Origin of the sequence: Glutamicibacter halophytocola (assembly GCF_001302565.1) — a bacterium.
Lineage (GTDB): Bacteria > Actinomycetota > Actinomycetes > Actinomycetales > Micrococcaceae > Glutamicibacter > Glutamicibacter halophytocola.
The window spans coordinates 1,604,426-1,620,118 of record NZ_CP012750.1 but is presented as its reverse complement, the minus strand read 5'-3'; the positions used below and the strand labels follow the sequence as shown (position 1 = coordinate 1,620,118).

Genomic DNA, 15,693 nt, shown 5'->3' with positions numbered 1-15,693 from the left:
GAGTTCTATTCGGCTTTCTTTGCTGCTGAGGTAATAATGGCGGCATAGCTGTTGTAGGTATTCAGATAGTGGTCGACGGGTTCAACCACCGCAGCGCGAACCTGCCCAGATACTGAACGTTCTATATTTCTTAATGCCTTCCTACGCTTAACTTTAGCCACTATTCGATTGACGAATGAACAAGCAATTCCCAGCACGATACCCAGCAACACGCCGATGGCAAAAACAAGCGTGGGAGCAGCTATGCCTTCGACACGAGGGGCTGCGGGAAGGTCGAATTGGAAGTAGCCGGCCACAGGGTAGGCAGCCAGCCACAGTGCCCCGGCCAGCGCTGCCAGCAAAGAGACCCACTGGACAAATTTGACTGCCGGCCACCACCAGGACGGCTTTTCCACGCCCAAGGGCGTGCCAGCGATGGCGGCATCCACGGCACTGTCCAGGTGCTGCACGTTGCTGCCAACTTCTTCCCGGACCGGTTCTATCCAGCTGTCGGGCAGTTCCTGCGTGGCTTCCTGCACGTAGTTGTCGATGGCATGGTCGATGGCCGCGGATTCGGCAACAGAAAGTTCAGGGCGCGAGGTGATGGACAGTTCGGCTGCCTCCCGCTTTCTTCCCAAGTTCATTCGCTGTAGCGGATCGTTGCGCAATCGAATCAGCCAGGTAGTCACGGGCCAGCCCGTGCGTCGCGCGGCGCGGAGCTTGTAGGAAGTCTCTACGGCCTCTGCAATATATTGCGCCCCATGGGCATTGGCTATAGCCCGCTCCAGCTCGGACTGCTGCATCTGATCCGGCAGACGCACTTTTTCAGCACTCAGCTCGGCTTTGAGATGGTGAACCACTTGATCAACGTCTGCTCGCAACCTGCGGGTAGATATCGCCTTGTTTTTCGCGGCCGCAGCAATCTGCCGTTGGACTTCCTCCAGCCCTTCTCCCGTGGAAGCCGACGCGCACACCACCGGAAGTCGTTCCAGCCCCGAGGAAGCCAGGATCTCGCGCAAGGAACTAACGATGCTATTCCTATCGGAGGCGGCCACTCGATCTATCTGATTCAGAACGATCAATATATTTCCCTGCTGGCTGCGCAAGGAGTTCAAATATCCATGATGAATAGACGCGTCAGCATATTTTTGAGGATCAAGAACCCAGACGAGGAAATCAACTTGGCCAACTAGCCGGGTAGCAATCTGGTGGTGTTCCACCCTCGTCGAGTCCATGTCCGGCAAATCCAAGAGCAGCAAACCAGAATCGAAGTCCTTTTTCGAAGACCCCCGCTTCGGTTCCGCTGATGCCTCGATGACATGGCGGTCGTTGACTTCGAGCCAATCCAGAAGTTCATTGGCTCCCGCTGTATCCCAGATCGCAGCCACAGTGTTCGTGGTCGTTGGTCGTATCACCCCTGTGGATGCCAGTTCACGCCCAACCAAGGCATTGAATAGCGTCGACTTTCCGCTTCCCGTAGCGCCAAAAAGCCCGACGACCACGTGTTCCGAAGACAGATTTCGCCGTGATTCGGATTTCCTGATGACCGATGCTGCCAAGTCGATGCTTTCTGAATCCAAATACGGCTCAGCAAGCTGCATGGCTTCAACAACACAGTCAATCTGCTGGTTCAGGCCATTAACAGCACGGACGACTTTTCGTTCTGTCACTTCTTGGCCCCTTTGCTGTTCAGTCCTTCGGTGACGCGGCTCAATGCCTGAGCAACCTCGGGTTGAGCCGCACGGCCAATTCCGTTGGCATAGGGCTCGGAGGTCTTGGCAATCAAACCCTGGGCACGCGCATCCAGCATTTTCCGGGCTCTCATCGCCATCCTGCGCACTGCGTCCTCGCCGAATATCGCTTCCAAAAGCTTCTGCCCAACGACCGCGGATCCACCAGCGATGCCAATTTCCAGACCAGTTAGCCCTGCGGTAGAGGCGAAGACGACAACCATCAGGATGACCGCGACTCCGTTGATTCCGAAGGCAGCCATGCGGGCGGTTTTGCGTTTGCCAGCACCTTCTTCGCGAATCATCTCAAGAATATCTTTCTGCCACAGACGGATACTCTCTGCAGCTTGCTCGCTGAGATCATTGGAAGGCCGCGGTGCCTCTAGCCCGTCTCGGAGCACCTGCCCGAGCGGAGTATTCTTCCACGACCTGTCCACGTCATGGCAAGCCTTGGTGATCTCTGCGATAAAGACTGTATGCAATCCGGACTCGATTGCCTGTTCCACGCGATGCGTGGCTGGCGGCCGCCCTGAGAAGAACGCTCCGACTCGATCTCTCACCCGGCCGATTGCGCCCTCAATGCCCCGAAGGAGTTCTCCAGCACCAACAAAATCCTGCCAACGCGACAAGATTTCCCCACGGAGCAAGGAGCCATCATTGAGTGCGGCATTAATCCGTTCCTGGGCTTGTGCAAACCTCTCATTGGTCAGCCGTCGCAAGTCGTCGAGTTGTGCTTCTTGATCTTGCAATTCAGCCAGTAGCTCGCCTACGTCGGCAGTAGTGCGCTTCAATGCTCCTGCAAGAGTTTGCGCTGCCACCTGCTGGCGCTTGGATGAATCCGCGGCCAAGGCATTAAGCCAGGCCATGAGCGGCTCGAGGTGCTCCCCCGGCAATAAGTCTTGTTCATTGAGCTGTGTCTCATTGACGACATGCAATAAAGCGGGATCCAAGTTCTTTTCAATCAGTAAACGGCGCAGATCTGGGACTATGTCGCGCTCGGCACCTGGCGGAACCCGATTGAGGACTACGCATACCGTAATGTCCCGAACGCCCGCGTCCGTGAGCAGCTCCCATGGCAGAGCATCTGCGTAGCGATTGGCTGTTGTCACGAAAATCCATAAATCGGCGGCGTTGAGCAGTTGTCCTGCTAGTGCCCTGTTATCGTCTGAAACAGAATCGATATCGGGCGCATCAAGAATTGCCAGCCCTTGGGGAACGTTCCCGTGTGGCTTCATGACCAGAGCATCGTGACGGGAAGAATCTCCGGCTACTGCAAACCCGCCGCCGGAAACGCGAGTGAGTTCGGGCAGTACGCGGTCGGATTCAAAGAATGGTTGGTCCATGGGATTAAAGGCGAGAACCGGCGTTCTGGTTGTCGGCCTGACAGCACCCGAAATGCTGATTTGCTCACCCACCAACGAGTTAACGAGAGTGGACTTGCCGGATCCAGTTGATCCGCCTATCACCGCTAGCAGCGGTGCGCCGAGGTTGGAGACTCTTGGTATCAGATAGTCTGATATTTGATGCACTGTCTTCTCACGCAACTGATCACTTTCAGAGGTTGCGGAAGACGAGTTGCCGACAAAAACTAGATCACTGAGAATGCCACGCAATTCGATGAGGCTCTTGATGGTGGTGTTGCTGATTTGCCCGTCACCAGCAGCCTCGCTCAATGCAGGCCTGATCTGATCTGAGTTCGACTCCATGTGCACCATCTTGCCTTATGGCGACGGTGATTGCTGAGAGATAGAGGCACATTTTCCATGCAAAAGAAAAAACCACGGATCTCTCCGTGGTTTTTCATATGGTGACCCCAACGGGATTCGAACCCGTGTTGCCGCCGTGAGAGGGCGGAGTACTAGGCCGCTATACGATGGGGCCGTACGCCAAGTTTTACCTTGGCTCACCGGACGAATCCGATGAAGCGCTGGGATACCAGGACTCGAACCTAGAATGACGGAACCAGAAACCGTTGTGTTGCCAATTACACCATATCCCATTGTGACTTGGGAGTTTAGGAATTCTGTCAAGCATTATTCCAGGCCACTTCCGTAGCACGAGATAAAACTATACCGTCCAGCCAAGAACTACACAAATCGAGGAGTCGGCACATGGCTGCTCCCAATTTCCGCGCAGAATCGCTGAAAAATAGCTTTTTGGGCTTGCCGGGATTCCGCTTCCGCCGCAAATTGCCACTGTGAATTGACGCACCCCAGCATTCAGCCTGAATCGCGGTAGCTTCACTTGGACTCCCCCGCACAAACGCTCACTAGCCGGCAAAAGCAAGAGCACCTTGGATGCCAACATCATTCAATGTTGCAAACATCCAAGGTGCTCTGCATGTACCGCTAGTGCTAGGGAATGACCCTACCGGGATTCGCCAAAAGCACGAAGACGGTTCAAGCTCGACTCGCGGCCCAGGATTTCCATGGACTCGAAGAGCGGTGGCGATACGCGCTTACCCGAAATTGCTACACGGGCAGGGCCGAAAGCCTGGCGCGGCTTGAGCTCCAACTCGTCAACCAATTTGCCACGAAGCGCTGCCTGGATGGTCTCTGCGTTCCAGTCCGACAAGCCTTCCAGCGCCTGAACCGATGCATCAACCACCTCTGCGAGGTTCGCCGGCATGCCCTTCAGGGCGTTGTCAGCGATGACAATCTCATCGTCCGACTTGAAGAGGAACTCCAGCATGTCGGTAGCTTCGCCCAAGAGCGCGATACGCTCCTGTACCAGTGGAGCAGCCTGATCAAGGATTTCGTTTTCGCGAGCGGTCAGCTCGGCACCAACAAGTTCAGCGGCCTGGAGATATGGAACCAAGCGATCCCGGAAGTCCTTGGGTTCCAGCATGCGCACATGCGTACCGTTGATGGCTTCGGCCTTTTTGACATCGAATCGTGCCGGGTTGGACAGGACATCGGTAACGTCGAAGGCTTCAACGAGTTGCTCGCTGGTGAAGATGTCTTCATCGGCGCTCAATGACCAGCCGAGCAATGCCAGATAGTTGAGCAGGCCCTCTGGGATGAACCCGTTGTCGCGGTGCAGGAACAAGCTTGATTCTGGATCGCGCTTGGAAAGCTTCTTGTTTCCCTGGCCCATCACGTATGGCAAGTGCCCGAAGCGCGGCATGTACTTTGCAACGCCGATATCGTGCAGGAGTGCATACAAGACAACCTGGCGTGGCGTTGAAGACAGCAGGTCTTCACCGCGAAGCACATGGGTGATGCCCATCAAGGCGTCGTCAACCGGGTTGACCAGCGTGTACAGGGGCTGTCCGTTGGCGCGAACGACGACATAGTCCGGCACGCTGCCTGCCTTGAACGTGATCTCGCCACGGACCAGGTCATTGAACGTGACGTCGTGATCCGGCATGCGAACACGCAGCACAGGCTCGCGGCCTTCTGCCTTGAACGCTGCCTTCTGCTCGTCGGTGAGCTCGCGGTCAAAGTTGTCATAGCCAAGTTTTGGATCCCGGCCGGCAGCCTTGTGGCGCGCTTCGATTTCCTCGGGGGTGGAATATGACTCGTACAGGTGCCCGGCCGCGCGGAGCTTGGCGATGACATCTTGGTAGATCTCGCCTCGCTGAGACTGGCGGTAAGGCTCGTGCGGCCCACCGACGTTAACGCCTTCATCCCAGTCGATACCCAACCAGTTCAAGGCGTCCAGCACCTGGTTGTAGCTTTCCTCCGAGTCGCGCTTCGCATCCGTATCTTCGATGCGGAAAATCATCTTGCCGCCCGTGTGACGAGCGTAAGCCCAGTTGAACAGGGCCGTACGGATCAATCCAACGTGTGGAGTTCCAGTGGGTGATGGGCAAAAGCGAACGCGTACCGGGGTATCTTCGGTTACTTCGGGAATCAGCGATAGATCAGTCATGATGACTTCATTCTATGCCTTTCGCGCCGAAAGTCGCATTTAAACCGCAAGGCTCCCGATCACATAAATGATCGAGAGCCAGTGCGGTTCCACCAAAATGATGATGGCAAGTTGGTGTTAATAACTATTGTACCCAGATAAAGATTAGTTAAACTAACTCAGCGCCGGAATACGCTTCGCAATGAACCGATTCCTTCAACGTCGATTTCAACGACATCCCCCGCATTGACCAGTCCCACACCTGCAGGTGTTCCAGTCATGATCACATCGCCTGGCAAGAGCGTAAAGGCTTCCGAAGCTCGCGCCACCAGTTCATTGACCGGCCAAATCATTTCGTTGGTGGAGCCATCTTGCTTAACTTCACCGTTGACTCGGGTAATAATGCCGACGTCGTCTGGATCCGGCAATTCAGTTTCAATCCAGGGGCCCAGCGGGCAAGAACCGTCGAACCCCTTGGCGCGGGCCCACTGCAGATCGCTGCGTTGCGCATCGCGCGCGGTGAGGTCATTGGCTACGGTGTAGCCGAAGATGACGTCTTGGGCCTTGTCGGCAGGGACGTCCTTGCAAATACGCCCAATGACGACAGCTAGTTCGCCCTCGAAGGAAACCTCATCAGAGAACGCTGGCAGGGTGACAGGATCCCCATGTCCAACCACCGAGGTATTGGGCTTCAAGAACATGATGGGTTCCTGCGGAACTTCATTGCCCAGTTCCTTGGCGTGTTCACGGTAGGTGCGCCCGAACCCGACCACTTTTGAACGTGGAATGATTGGCGCCACCAGGCGAACATCATCCAGGCTGTGGGTTGCCCCTGTGGTTTTGATTCCCTGGAAGAACGGGTCTCCTGCCAGGACGTGGATGTCGTTGCCATCAACGACTCCGTACAGCGGATCACCGTCTACTACAAATCTTGCAATTTTCATTCGGTTTTCTCTTGTCTAGTCTTGTTTAGCGATCGTGGCGCGGCTTCCACGGATAAACTCGTTGATTTCTTCTTCAGAAATTCCGTCAAGATCATAATCCGGATATCCAGCGGGGTTCTTCGACTGCCATTCCCACATATCCCGAGCCATTTCCTCGACTCCTCGTTCGGCCTTCCAGCCGAGCTCCAAGCGGGCTGTTGTCGGATCACCGTAGTACTCGGCGATATCGCCCGGGCGACGCTCTACCAACTTGTATGGAAGCTGCCGGCCACAGGCCCGCGAGAACGCGCCAATGACATCCAGGACGCTCGTTCCGCTTCCGGTTCCGAGATTCCAGACGTACTGGCCGGTGTGGGTGTTCAAGAAGTCCAATGCATCCAGGTGGCCCTGGGCAAGGTCCATGACGTGAATGTAGTCCCGCACGCCAGTTCCATCGTAGGTTGGGTAATCATTGCCGAAGACCTGGACTTCGCTGCGGCGGCCGACCGCTACCTGTGCAATAAACGGCATGAGGTTGTTCGGGATACCCTGCGGATCTTCGCCGATGTTTCCCGAAGGATGAGCGCCAACTGGATTGAAGTAGCGCAAGGTGGCGATGGACCAGGAGGAGTCGGAAACCGCAAGGTCCTCGAGGATTTGTTCGATATGCAGTTTGGTTCGCCCGTAGGGGTTTGATGCGGCACGCTGTGCATCTTCAACCAGTGGCAACTGAGTGGACTCGGCGTAGACCGTTGCGGATGAGCTGAAAACCAGTCGCTTAACGCCAGCTTTTTCCATCGCTGACACCAGATTCAAGGTGCCAACAACATTGTTCTGGTAGTAGGAAATCGGCTTTTCAACGGACTCTCCTACGGCCTTCAAACCGCCAAAGTGGATGACTGCGTCCGGCTTGGTCTGGCTCAAGACGGAATCCAGGCGGTCGCTATCCAGCAAGTCGCCAATGAAAAGCTCGGGAGCCGAATTGGACATGTCGCGTACGCGCCTCAGGGATTCGGGCGATGAATTGCTCAGATTGTCGAAGACGGAAACCTTGTGGCCAGCTTCGAGCAGCAAGAGCACGGCGTGAGATCCTATGTAGCCTGCACCGCCAGTTACCAGTACGTGCATTTCATTCCTTTTCGCATACAACAATGGCCCCGGGGCTTATGCCCCGAGACCATCGTAGTCGTTTGGATTGGCGTCTAGGCCAAACGCTCCAGCCAGCCGTGTCGATCTTCGACGGTGCCCAGCTGGATGCCCAGCAGTTCCTCGCGGATGGACATCGTCACTTCACCGGCAGGAGCGTTCTCGTCTCCGATGAGTTCATCGTCATTCTTGAGCAGGCCGATTGGAGTGATTACCGCAGCGGTACCGCAGGCAAATACTTCCGTGATATCACCGGAAGCAACGCCATCACGCCATTCGTCGAGGGTGATCTTTCGTTCTTCCACTGTGATGCCACGGTCCTTGGCCAGCTGGATCACCGATGAACGGGTAACACCTTCAAGGATGGTTCCGGTCAGTGCAGGTGTAACCAGCTTGCTGTCCTTGGTGACAAAGAAAACATTCATGCCGCCCAGTTCTTCAACAGCATTGTCATTGAAGGCGTCGAGGAAGAGCACCTGCTTGCAACCGTTCTCCTCGGCTTCCAGCTGCGCTACCAGTGACGCTGCGTAGTTGCCACCGCACTTGGCAGAACCGGTGCCGCCGCGGCCGGCGCGGGCATAGTTCTTCGATACCCAAATGGCTACCGGCTTGAGCTCTCCACCGAAGTAGTTACCCGCTGGCGAGGCGATGACGCGATAGGAAACTTCGCGCGCCGCACGCACTCCGAGGAAAGCTTCGGTGGCAATCATGAATGGCCGCAGGTACAGCGCTTCACCTTCGCCGCTGGGAACCCAATCGATGTCGGTGGCTACCAGCTTCTTCAGTGACTCGACAAAAACATCTTCGTCCAGCTGGGGCAGGGCCAGACGCTGGGCGGACTTGTTCAAGCGGGCTGCGTTTGCGCGCGGACGGAAAGTCCACACCGAGCCGTCCTCATGGCGGTAGGCCTTGAGGCCTTCAAAGATTTCCTGGCCATAGTGCAGCACCGAGGCAGCTGGATCCATCGCGATGGGACCATAAGGCTCAATGCGGGCATCATGCCATTCCCCGCCATGGCCGCCCTCATTGGCGCTCCAGTCAACGACGGAGGTGTGGTCAGTAAAGAAGTCCCCGAAACCAGGGTTGGCCAAAACGCTGGCGCGCTCTTGATCGCTCTTGCGACTCGTTGAAAGATTTTCGGTGAATTCCATCTACCTTGGACTTCCTAGCTCAATAAACAAAGAACGGGTGCTCCACGCCAAAGCGGAACACCCGTTCGTGGAATTGCTGCCGATTAGAAGCTAATCGGAAACGTCACTTTCAGCTTATGCCAGTAAAGCGACAATTGCATCGCCGATTTCACTGGTGGTGCGATTATCGGTCAATTCTTGACGTGAAGTGATCTCTTTTTCAACAGCTTGCTCAACAGCGCGTGCTTCTTCTGACATTCCGAGATGATCCAGCATCAGCGCTACCGAGAGGATGGCCGCCGTTGGGTCTGCCTTCTGCTGCCCGGCAATATCGGGGGCAGAACCATGTACCGGCTCAAACATCGATGGGTAGGTGCGGTCCATGTTGATGTTGCCGCTCGCTGCCAAGCCGATGCCACCGGTAATTGCTCCAGCCTGGTCGGTCAGGATGTCGCCGAAGAGGTTGTCCGTAACGATGACATCAAAGCGGGATGGATCAGTGGTCAAGAAGATCGTGGCCGCGTCTACGTGCAGGTAATCGTGGGTCACTTCTGGGAACTCGACTGCGACAGCTTCGACAGTGCGCTTCCACAGGTGTCCGGCATGCACCAGGACGTTGTGCTTGTGAACCAATGTCACGTGCTTGCGTTCGCGCTCGGAGGCCCGGCGGAAAGCATCTCGCACCACGCGTTCTACTCCATAGGCCGTGTTGACTGATACCTCGGTCGCGATTTCATGCGCGGTTCCGGTTCGGACCGAACCGCCGTTGCCAACGTATGGGCCTTCAGTGCCTTCGCGCACCACAATGAAATCAATAGCCCCGGGGTTGGACAGAGGGCTTTCAATGCCGGCGTAGAGCTTGGACGGGCGCAAATTCACGAAATGGTCCAAGGAGAAACGCAACTTCAAAAGCATTTCACGCTCAATGATCCCTGACGGAATTCGGGTATCCCCTGGCGCTGCTCCGACTGCGCCAAAAAGAATCGCGTCGTGCTGCTTGATAGCCGAGAGGGTCTCCTCCGGCAACGTCTCGCCAGTTTCCAACCAGTGTTCAGCGCCAAGCTTGTAGTAAGTGAGCTTGAGTTCTTGCTTGCCACCATTGGTGACGAACTTCAGTACCTTGACCGCTTCAGTTACAACTTCAGGGCCAATACCGTCGCCTGGAATGACCGCAATATCAATTTCATTTACCATGCTTCAACTTTAGCGATCTTAGTCCAATATGTGAGAGTTCGTCTCATATATTGGACGTGAAATTAAGCGTCTCTCAGATCTCAATCCCAGGCATGAGGTAAACGTGCTGTTGGAGTCGATATTCTAGACTTACCGGCCGAGGCTAACTCTGCTTCACGAGCCTGCAGCACACACCATTGAATTGAAGGAAGCATTGATTTTTGCCAACCCCCACCGTCGAATTGACGGTTGGATCCGAGCGAATCCGCGACGAATAGACTTCATCACCGGTCTGATCTACACCTTATTCTGTGTCCCGGGAACCATCGGTCTGGCTGGCGCCATGTCCGCTCCCGCCATGTTGTCTATTATGGCGATCGCCACGCTGCAATCGGCTCCGCTGATGGTTCGTCGGCGATACCCGTGGGCCGTCACCTTGGTTGTCGCTTTTGGGCATCTCATGCAGCTTGGATTCGACGGCCTTTTGCTCCCTTCGCAGTTCTCGGTCCCCATCATGGTTTACACCATGGCTGTTTATGGGAAACGGTGGCAGTCCTTCGGCACGCTCTCACTCGGCTTGGCAGGAGCGGTGCTGGCGACATTCAGCATGTTCAACCCGTTCCGCTACGCCACAGACCCGAGTCCGTCCATGTCGTTCAACATGCTGGTCTCGTTTGTCGGCTTGGCACTCGTGGTCACTGTCGCGTGGACGTTCGGCGATTTGGCGCGCACACGCCGGCTGGCCATGAAGTCGTTGAAGGAACATGCAGAACGCCTTGAGAAAGAGCGCATTATGGAAAGGGCACTGGCCGCGTCCGATGAACGAAACCATATTGCCCGCGAAATGCATGACATTGTTGCCCACTCTCTATCAGTGATCATTACGCAGGCAAACGGTGCACGCTATGCAGCAGTCAATGATCCGCAAATTGCCATCGATACGCTCAAGACGGTTTCTGATACCGGGCGTGCTTCGCTCAAGGAAATGCGCCGCCTTCTCGGAGTCCTCCGGAAGGACGAAGAACTGCAAAACAGGCCGCTGCCTGCTCTGGGAGATATCCCCAATTTGGTAGAGATCGCCACGAACTCAGGATTGGCTGTACAACTTCAAACCCTTGGAACGCCACGCAAGGAACTACCCGCTGGCGCGGAACTGACGGCTTACCGGTGTGTTCAAGAATCGCTGACTAATGTGCTCAAGCACGCCGGCTCCAACGCGGTGGCAGAAGTCCTCCTCAATTGGACTTACCGGGGACTGGAGTTGCGGATCAAAGATGACGGACGCGGGGCAGGGGCAATCAAGCTTGAGGGCGCCGGCCAAGGGCTGCAAGGCATGAAAGAACGCGTAGCGTTATATGAAGGCGCATGCACCGCCGGCCCCCAATCTTCCGGCGGATTCGCCGTCGCAGTTTTCATTCCATACTCCGAGGACTAAATTCACATGGAAAATAACAACGTCATCAAGGTCGCCCTGGTGGATGATCAGCTGCTGGTACGAAGTGGCTTCCGAATGCTGATTAATTCACAAGAAGACATGGATGTTATTGCTGAGGCCGGCAATGGCCGTGAAGCCGTTGCCACTCCCCTGATGAGCCAAGCCGATGTCATCCTCATGGACGTGCGCATGCCGGAAATGGATGGCATCGAAGCAACAGAGCGTTTGCTCGATCCCTCCAAGTCTGCAGCCGAAGGGCCTAAAGTCATCGTTCTGACAACTTTTGACATGGATGAATACGCTTTGAGCGCGATTCAAGCTGGCGCCAGTGGTTTCTTATTGAAAGATGCACCACCCGAGGAATTGCTGGAGTCCATTCGCACTGTAAACAAGGGCGATGCGGTCATTGCCCCCTCGACCACTCGCCGACTCCTGGATCATATGGCTCCTTTGCTGAAGAAAGAGAGCACCCAGGGAAACAAGGAACTATCAGAGCTCGTGGATTCCCTGACGCGACGCGAGAGGGAAGTTTTCGGACTGATTGCGCTGGGACGATCCAATCCAGAAATTGCAGAGGATTTGTTCCTCTCAGAGGCAACGGTGAAAACCCATGTTGGCCACATCCTGGCGAAGCTGGAAGCGCGGGACCGAGTTCAGGCAGTGGTCATTGCCTACCAGACCGGAGTCGTCAGCCCCTAAGACTCACTTAGGTGAATCAACATTTAGGTACAAATTTGCCTGCCACACTGAGAACTCAGGTTCTCGGCGCGGCAGGCTAATTTGGCTTAAGCAGCCTCTGCTATTTTTCTTCCTCGAACCGAGGGAATACTGGCGACGGTGCCGGCAACTCGGTGCCAGGTACTAATGCCGTATCAAAGTATTCGAAGGTCCGTGCTGATCCTTCGCCGATTGCCAGCGAGTTGAGCATGGCGGTCATGGCCTGAGGCAGAACTGGCTGCAGAAGCAGAGCGACCTTGCGGACGATTTCAATGGTCACATACAACACCGTAGCCATGCGTTCCGGATCAGTCTTCTTCAGTTTCCATGGCTCTTGTTCCGCGAAGTAAGCATTGGTATCGCCCAATACATGCCACACAGCTTCGAGAGCCTTGCTAAATTCCTGACGCGAGTAGGCATCCCGATTAAGCTCAAGAAGTTGTCCAGCGGCATTGAGAATCTGCTGGTCTGCTTCTAGCAATTCACCCGGCGTTGGCACTACACCGCCGCAGTTCTTTGCGACCATCGACAACGATCGCTGAGCAAGGTTGCCGAAGTTGTTGGCGAGGTCACCATTAATGCGAGCGACGATGGTCTCGTGGTTGTAGCTACCGTCAGCTCCGAAAGGTACCTCTCGCAGGAAGAAGTAACGGACCTGGTCCAAGCCGTATCGATTCACAAAGTCATCAGGCGAAACAGTATTCCCCAAGGACTTGGACATCTTTACGCCGTTGTTGTGCAGGAATCCATGGATCATGACGCGCTTTGGCAGCGGAAGCTTGGCAGACATCAGGAATGCCGGCCAGTAGATGGCGTGGAAGCGCGAAATGTCCTTGCCGATAACGTGAACGTCGGCTGGCCAGTATTTCTGGAAAGATTCGGACTCTACGTCTGGGAAGCCGACTCCAGTGAGGTAGTTAGTCAAGGCATCCACCCAGACGTACATGACGTGCTTTTCGTTGCCTGGTACCGGGATTCCCCAGTCAAAGGTTGTGCGGGAAATCGACAAGTCGGTGAGTCCGCCTTCAACGAATCGCACGACCTCATTGAAACGGGAACGTGGCGCGCCAAATTCAGGATTGTCCTGATAGTACGCAAGCAGCTTGTCTTGGTACTTGGACAGGCGGAAGAAATACGATTCTTCTTCAGTCCAGGTCACTTCGGTGTCAGTTTCGGTCGCGTAGCGGATACCGTCTTCGCGAACTTCAGTCTGCTCCTCGGTGTAGAACGCTTCATCGCGCACTGAATACCAACCGGCGTACTTATCAAGGTAAATATCGTCGTTGGCTTCCATGCGGCGCCACAGTTCTTGGGCAGCTGCATGGTGATCCGCGTCGGTGGTGCGGATGAAACGGTCATAGCTCGTGCCCAGCTCATCATTCATCGCCTGGAATGCATCCGAGTTGCGCTGAGCTAGTTGAGCTGGCGTGATTTCCAGCTTTTCAGCCGTCTGCATCATCTTCTGACCATGCTCGTCGGTGCCGGTCATGAAGAAGACGTCATGTCCGTCAAGCCGCTTGAACCGCGCCATGACGTCCGTGGCCACGACTTCATATGCGTGGCCGATGTGCGGAGTGCCGTTCGGGTAGGAAATGGCAGTGGTGATGTAAAAAGGTTTCTGCTGAGAAGTCACGTTACAAATTTACCTTAGCTCGCGCCCGTTGGAGTTCTTCAAGTCGTTGCTAACTCGTCACATGATCTTTGCTAGATACTCCCAGAAGGCGCTTCGCAAGGTTCTGCGGATTGTCTGCTGATCAGTTTTCCACTCCCCCAAGACTTGAGCGCAGTCCTTGAGCAACGTCCTATCGATTTCAGGTGGGAGTTGGGGCTTATCTGCCATCAGCTCGACAACTTCTGATTGAGTGGTGAACGCGAGCCATGATTCTGCAACCTTGGCGCCGATTTCTTCAGCCACCGTGAGTTCTTGCTGTTCGTAGGCGGCGTTGCCTTTGAATCCTGGGCGCTCGCCACCACTGGAATATACAACTTCTGCATTTGACTCGGTCACTGTCATCGCCTTGGCAGTCGTCTTTTGAGCCATCACCGCTGGTGTTGGGGCAAAGGTCTTCGCTGCAGTTGGGGCTGGCGCTTCCGCGGGCGCATTGGCAATAGTCGACGTTTTCTCCGAGTGGTACTGATCCCACTCCAAGACCTTGGTAAAGGCGCTGTCCAACAGTTGATTAGGTATGGTTTCAATGTAGTCCGCGGTCAAAGCCAAATGTTCCGCAACCGAGGCAACACCAAGCCTGCTGTCAGCTTTAGCGACACCCAGAAGTACAACTTTCATGCCAAGGTCTTGCGCTTCTTCTACTGCTTCCGCAAGATCGTCGTCGCCGGAGACAAGATAAGCAATTGACGCGGAACGGTTCCTAGCCACTCCGACAAGATCTAATGCAAGACGAAGATCAACGCCTTTTTGCTCACCGTTGTAAGAAATTCGGCCTAAACGCACCTTTACGCCTGGTATCAGTCCAATACGCTTATGCTGCTCGGTAAACAGGCCGTCTTTAGATGCGTCGTACCAGTAAACGCGTAAGTTATTAAGACCGGTATTCTTCTTGACCGTTTGAACTATGCCCCGAACCAAGGACTCATAGTGAGTCGTGAAGGCTGACCGCAATGTTGTACCAGCAGCACGATGACCACCTAGTGAAAGTAAGAATCCGGCATCGATAAATATAGCAGTATGGTTCATCATGACTACAGCCTAACCGTAAATTTTTATAGTGAGCTCATGAGCAATACTAAATAGAACACGGACGCCGGGCTCAGCTTAGATATTGACAACGAATTACAGACTGGCCTGGAACTTCAGGAGTGGATCAACCCCCTAAGCCAATTCACGCCAACCTATTGAAAGAGCCTTTGCGAACCAGGACCAATTGGGAGGTCTCTCCTAAAATGGCAGATAGGTAGTGGCTTGTTCACGCTTCTCCTATATGCCAACGAGAAAAATGAATTCGGAATCACCAGGCAAGGAAAGAAAGGTGAAGCCGTTCATTAGCCGGCCAGTTTTGTTTAGAAGTGAGACGACGGATCGCCCTTGCTACAACAAATCTTGAAATCTTTGAGGTTGTCCTAATGAACTAGATGAGGGCAAATCATGGGGCGGATATGCTCACAACGGAAATAGAATCAGTGCGCAGTCCTTCGCTGACTACGCACATTCCGTTCCAATTCAAACGACTCAGCTTCGGCTTGACCGTGAAATCTGACGTTGCGCACACTATAAATGAGACTCGCCAAGGAAGCACACGCTCTACAACCAGTTGTAGTCAAATGATCTGGATTCCAGAGGTACTCAAATCTAGGCTGTGTTTCCTGCGACATCTCGCTTGCTGAGCGTAACCTCATAATATTCATAGACGCCTTACGCAGACAAAGGCTTAATGGTTGAAGAAGTGAGCGGCGTATCCCTCGATAACTTCATGCCAAACGGCACAGCCGTTGCACATGTTGTTAACGAACCGATGCATTTTGATGGCCCTGTTTCACGATGTGCTGCCTTGAATCGTAGGGTATCCAACCTATGCGCGCGCTACTGAGCGACACAATCATTTGCTAGACTAGTTTGGCAACTAAAGTGAATATTGAGTGAATTTGCCCTT

Annotated in this window: 11 protein-coding genes and 2 tRNA genes; 2 read left to right on the top strand and 11 right to left on the bottom strand. The window is 54.6% G+C overall.

The features are described from left to right. Positions 1-5: 5 nt before the first annotated feature. From AOZ07_RS07435 to AOZ07_RS07395, 9 genes are all read right to left on the bottom strand, one after another. Positions 6-1,649 carry a GTPase gene (locus AOZ07_RS07435; RefSeq protein WP_060701425.1) on the bottom strand — a complete coding sequence of 548 codons (1,644 nt, stop codon included), beginning with the start codon at positions 1,647-1,649 and terminating at the stop codon, positions 6-8. After that, positions 1,646-3,382, bottom strand: a complete 1,737-nt coding sequence (locus AOZ07_RS07430) for a GTPase family protein (protein WP_236995291.1) — start codon at positions 3,380-3,382, stop codon at positions 1,646-1,648. Before AOZ07_RS07430 ends, AOZ07_RS07435 begins: the two co-directional genes overlap by 4 nt. A gap of 132 nt (positions 3,383-3,514) precedes the next feature. Further along, a tRNA-Glu gene (locus AOZ07_RS07425) sits at positions 3,515-3,590 on the bottom strand. A 46-nt stretch (positions 3,591-3,636) separates the two neighbouring features. Next, positions 3,637-3,708, bottom strand: a tRNA-Gln gene (locus AOZ07_RS07420). A gap of 368 nt (positions 3,709-4,076) precedes the next feature. Next, entirely contained in the window at positions 4,077-5,582 is a 1,506-nt protein-coding gene (gltX, locus tag AOZ07_RS07415) for a glutamate--tRNA ligase (protein ID WP_060701424.1), read from the bottom strand. A 158-nt stretch (positions 5,583-5,740) separates the two neighbouring features. After that, positions 5,741-6,505, bottom strand: coding sequence for a fumarylacetoacetate hydrolase family protein (locus tag AOZ07_RS07410; protein ID WP_060701423.1), 765 nt, complete (start codon positions 6,503-6,505; stop codon positions 5,741-5,743). Positions 6,506-6,520: 15 nt separating this feature from the next. Beyond that, positions 6,521-7,612 (bottom strand): UDP-glucose 4-epimerase GalE, encoded by a 1,092-nt coding sequence (gene galE, locus AOZ07_RS07405; RefSeq protein WP_075972444.1) that lies wholly within the window; start codon positions 7,610-7,612, stop codon positions 6,521-6,523. 74 nt (positions 7,613-7,686) lie between these two features. Next, positions 7,687-8,781, bottom strand: coding sequence for a branched-chain amino acid aminotransferase (locus AOZ07_RS07400; RefSeq protein WP_060701422.1), 1,095 nt, complete (start codon positions 8,779-8,781; stop codon positions 7,687-7,689). A 114-nt stretch (positions 8,782-8,895) separates the two neighbouring features. Further along, positions 8,896-9,954, bottom strand: a complete 1,059-nt coding sequence (locus AOZ07_RS07395) for a 3-isopropylmalate dehydrogenase (RefSeq protein ID WP_060701421.1) — start codon at positions 9,952-9,954, stop codon at positions 8,896-8,898. Positions 9,955-10,135: 181 nt separating this feature from the next. Between AOZ07_RS07395 and AOZ07_RS07390 the strand changes: the two genes are divergently transcribed. After that, positions 10,136-11,368: a sensor histidine kinase gene (locus tag AOZ07_RS07390; RefSeq protein ID WP_060701420.1), complete on the top strand. Its 1,233-nt coding sequence runs from the start codon at positions 10,136-10,138 to the stop codon at positions 11,366-11,368. Positions 11,369-11,374: 6 nt separating this feature from the next. Beyond that, a complete protein-coding gene (locus AOZ07_RS07385; RefSeq protein WP_060701419.1) occupies positions 11,375-12,067 on the top strand; it encodes a response regulator in 693 nt (230 codons plus the stop codon). Positions 12,068-12,167: 100 nt separating this feature from the next. On the opposite strand, the gene metG is transcribed toward AOZ07_RS07385, so the two are convergent. Beyond that, the gene (gene metG, locus AOZ07_RS07380; protein ID WP_060701418.1) at positions 12,168-13,718 is read right to left on the bottom strand and encodes a methionine--tRNA ligase; all 1,551 of its coding nucleotides are present in this window, start codon (positions 13,716-13,718) and stop codon (positions 12,168-12,170) included. 57 nt (positions 13,719-13,775) lie between these two features. After that, positions 13,776-14,783: an NYN domain-containing protein gene (locus tag AOZ07_RS07375; RefSeq protein ID WP_060701417.1), complete on the bottom strand. Its 1,008-nt coding sequence runs from the start codon at positions 14,781-14,783 to the stop codon at positions 13,776-13,778. Positions 14,784-15,693: the final 910 nt, after the last annotated feature.

Excerpts from the sequence above, each read along its gene's own strand:
- gltX (WP_060701424.1), bottom strand. The coding sequence starts at position 5,582 with ATGACTGATCTATCGCTGATTCCCGAAGTAACCGAAGATACCCCGGTA.
- AOZ07_RS07410 (WP_060701423.1), bottom strand. The coding sequence starts at position 6,505 with ATGAAAATTGCAAGATTTGTAGTAGACGGTGATCCGCTGTACGGAGTC.
- galE (WP_075972444.1), bottom strand. The coding sequence starts at position 7,612 with ATGCACGTACTGGTAACTGGCGGTGCAGGCTACATAGGATCTCACGCC.
- AOZ07_RS07400 (WP_060701422.1), bottom strand. The coding sequence starts at position 8,781 with ATGGAATTCACCGAAAATCTTTCAACGAGTCGCAAGAGCGATCAAGAG.
- AOZ07_RS07395 (WP_060701421.1), bottom strand. The coding sequence starts at position 9,954 with ATGGTAAATGAAATTGATATTGCGGTCATTCCAGGCGACGGTATTGGC.
- AOZ07_RS07385 (WP_060701419.1), top strand. The coding sequence starts at position 11,375 with ATGGAAAATAACAACGTCATCAAGGTCGCCCTGGTGGATGATCAGCTG.
- AOZ07_RS07375 (WP_060701417.1), bottom strand. The coding sequence starts at position 14,783 with ATGATGAACCATACTGCTATATTTATCGATGCCGGATTCTTACTTTCA.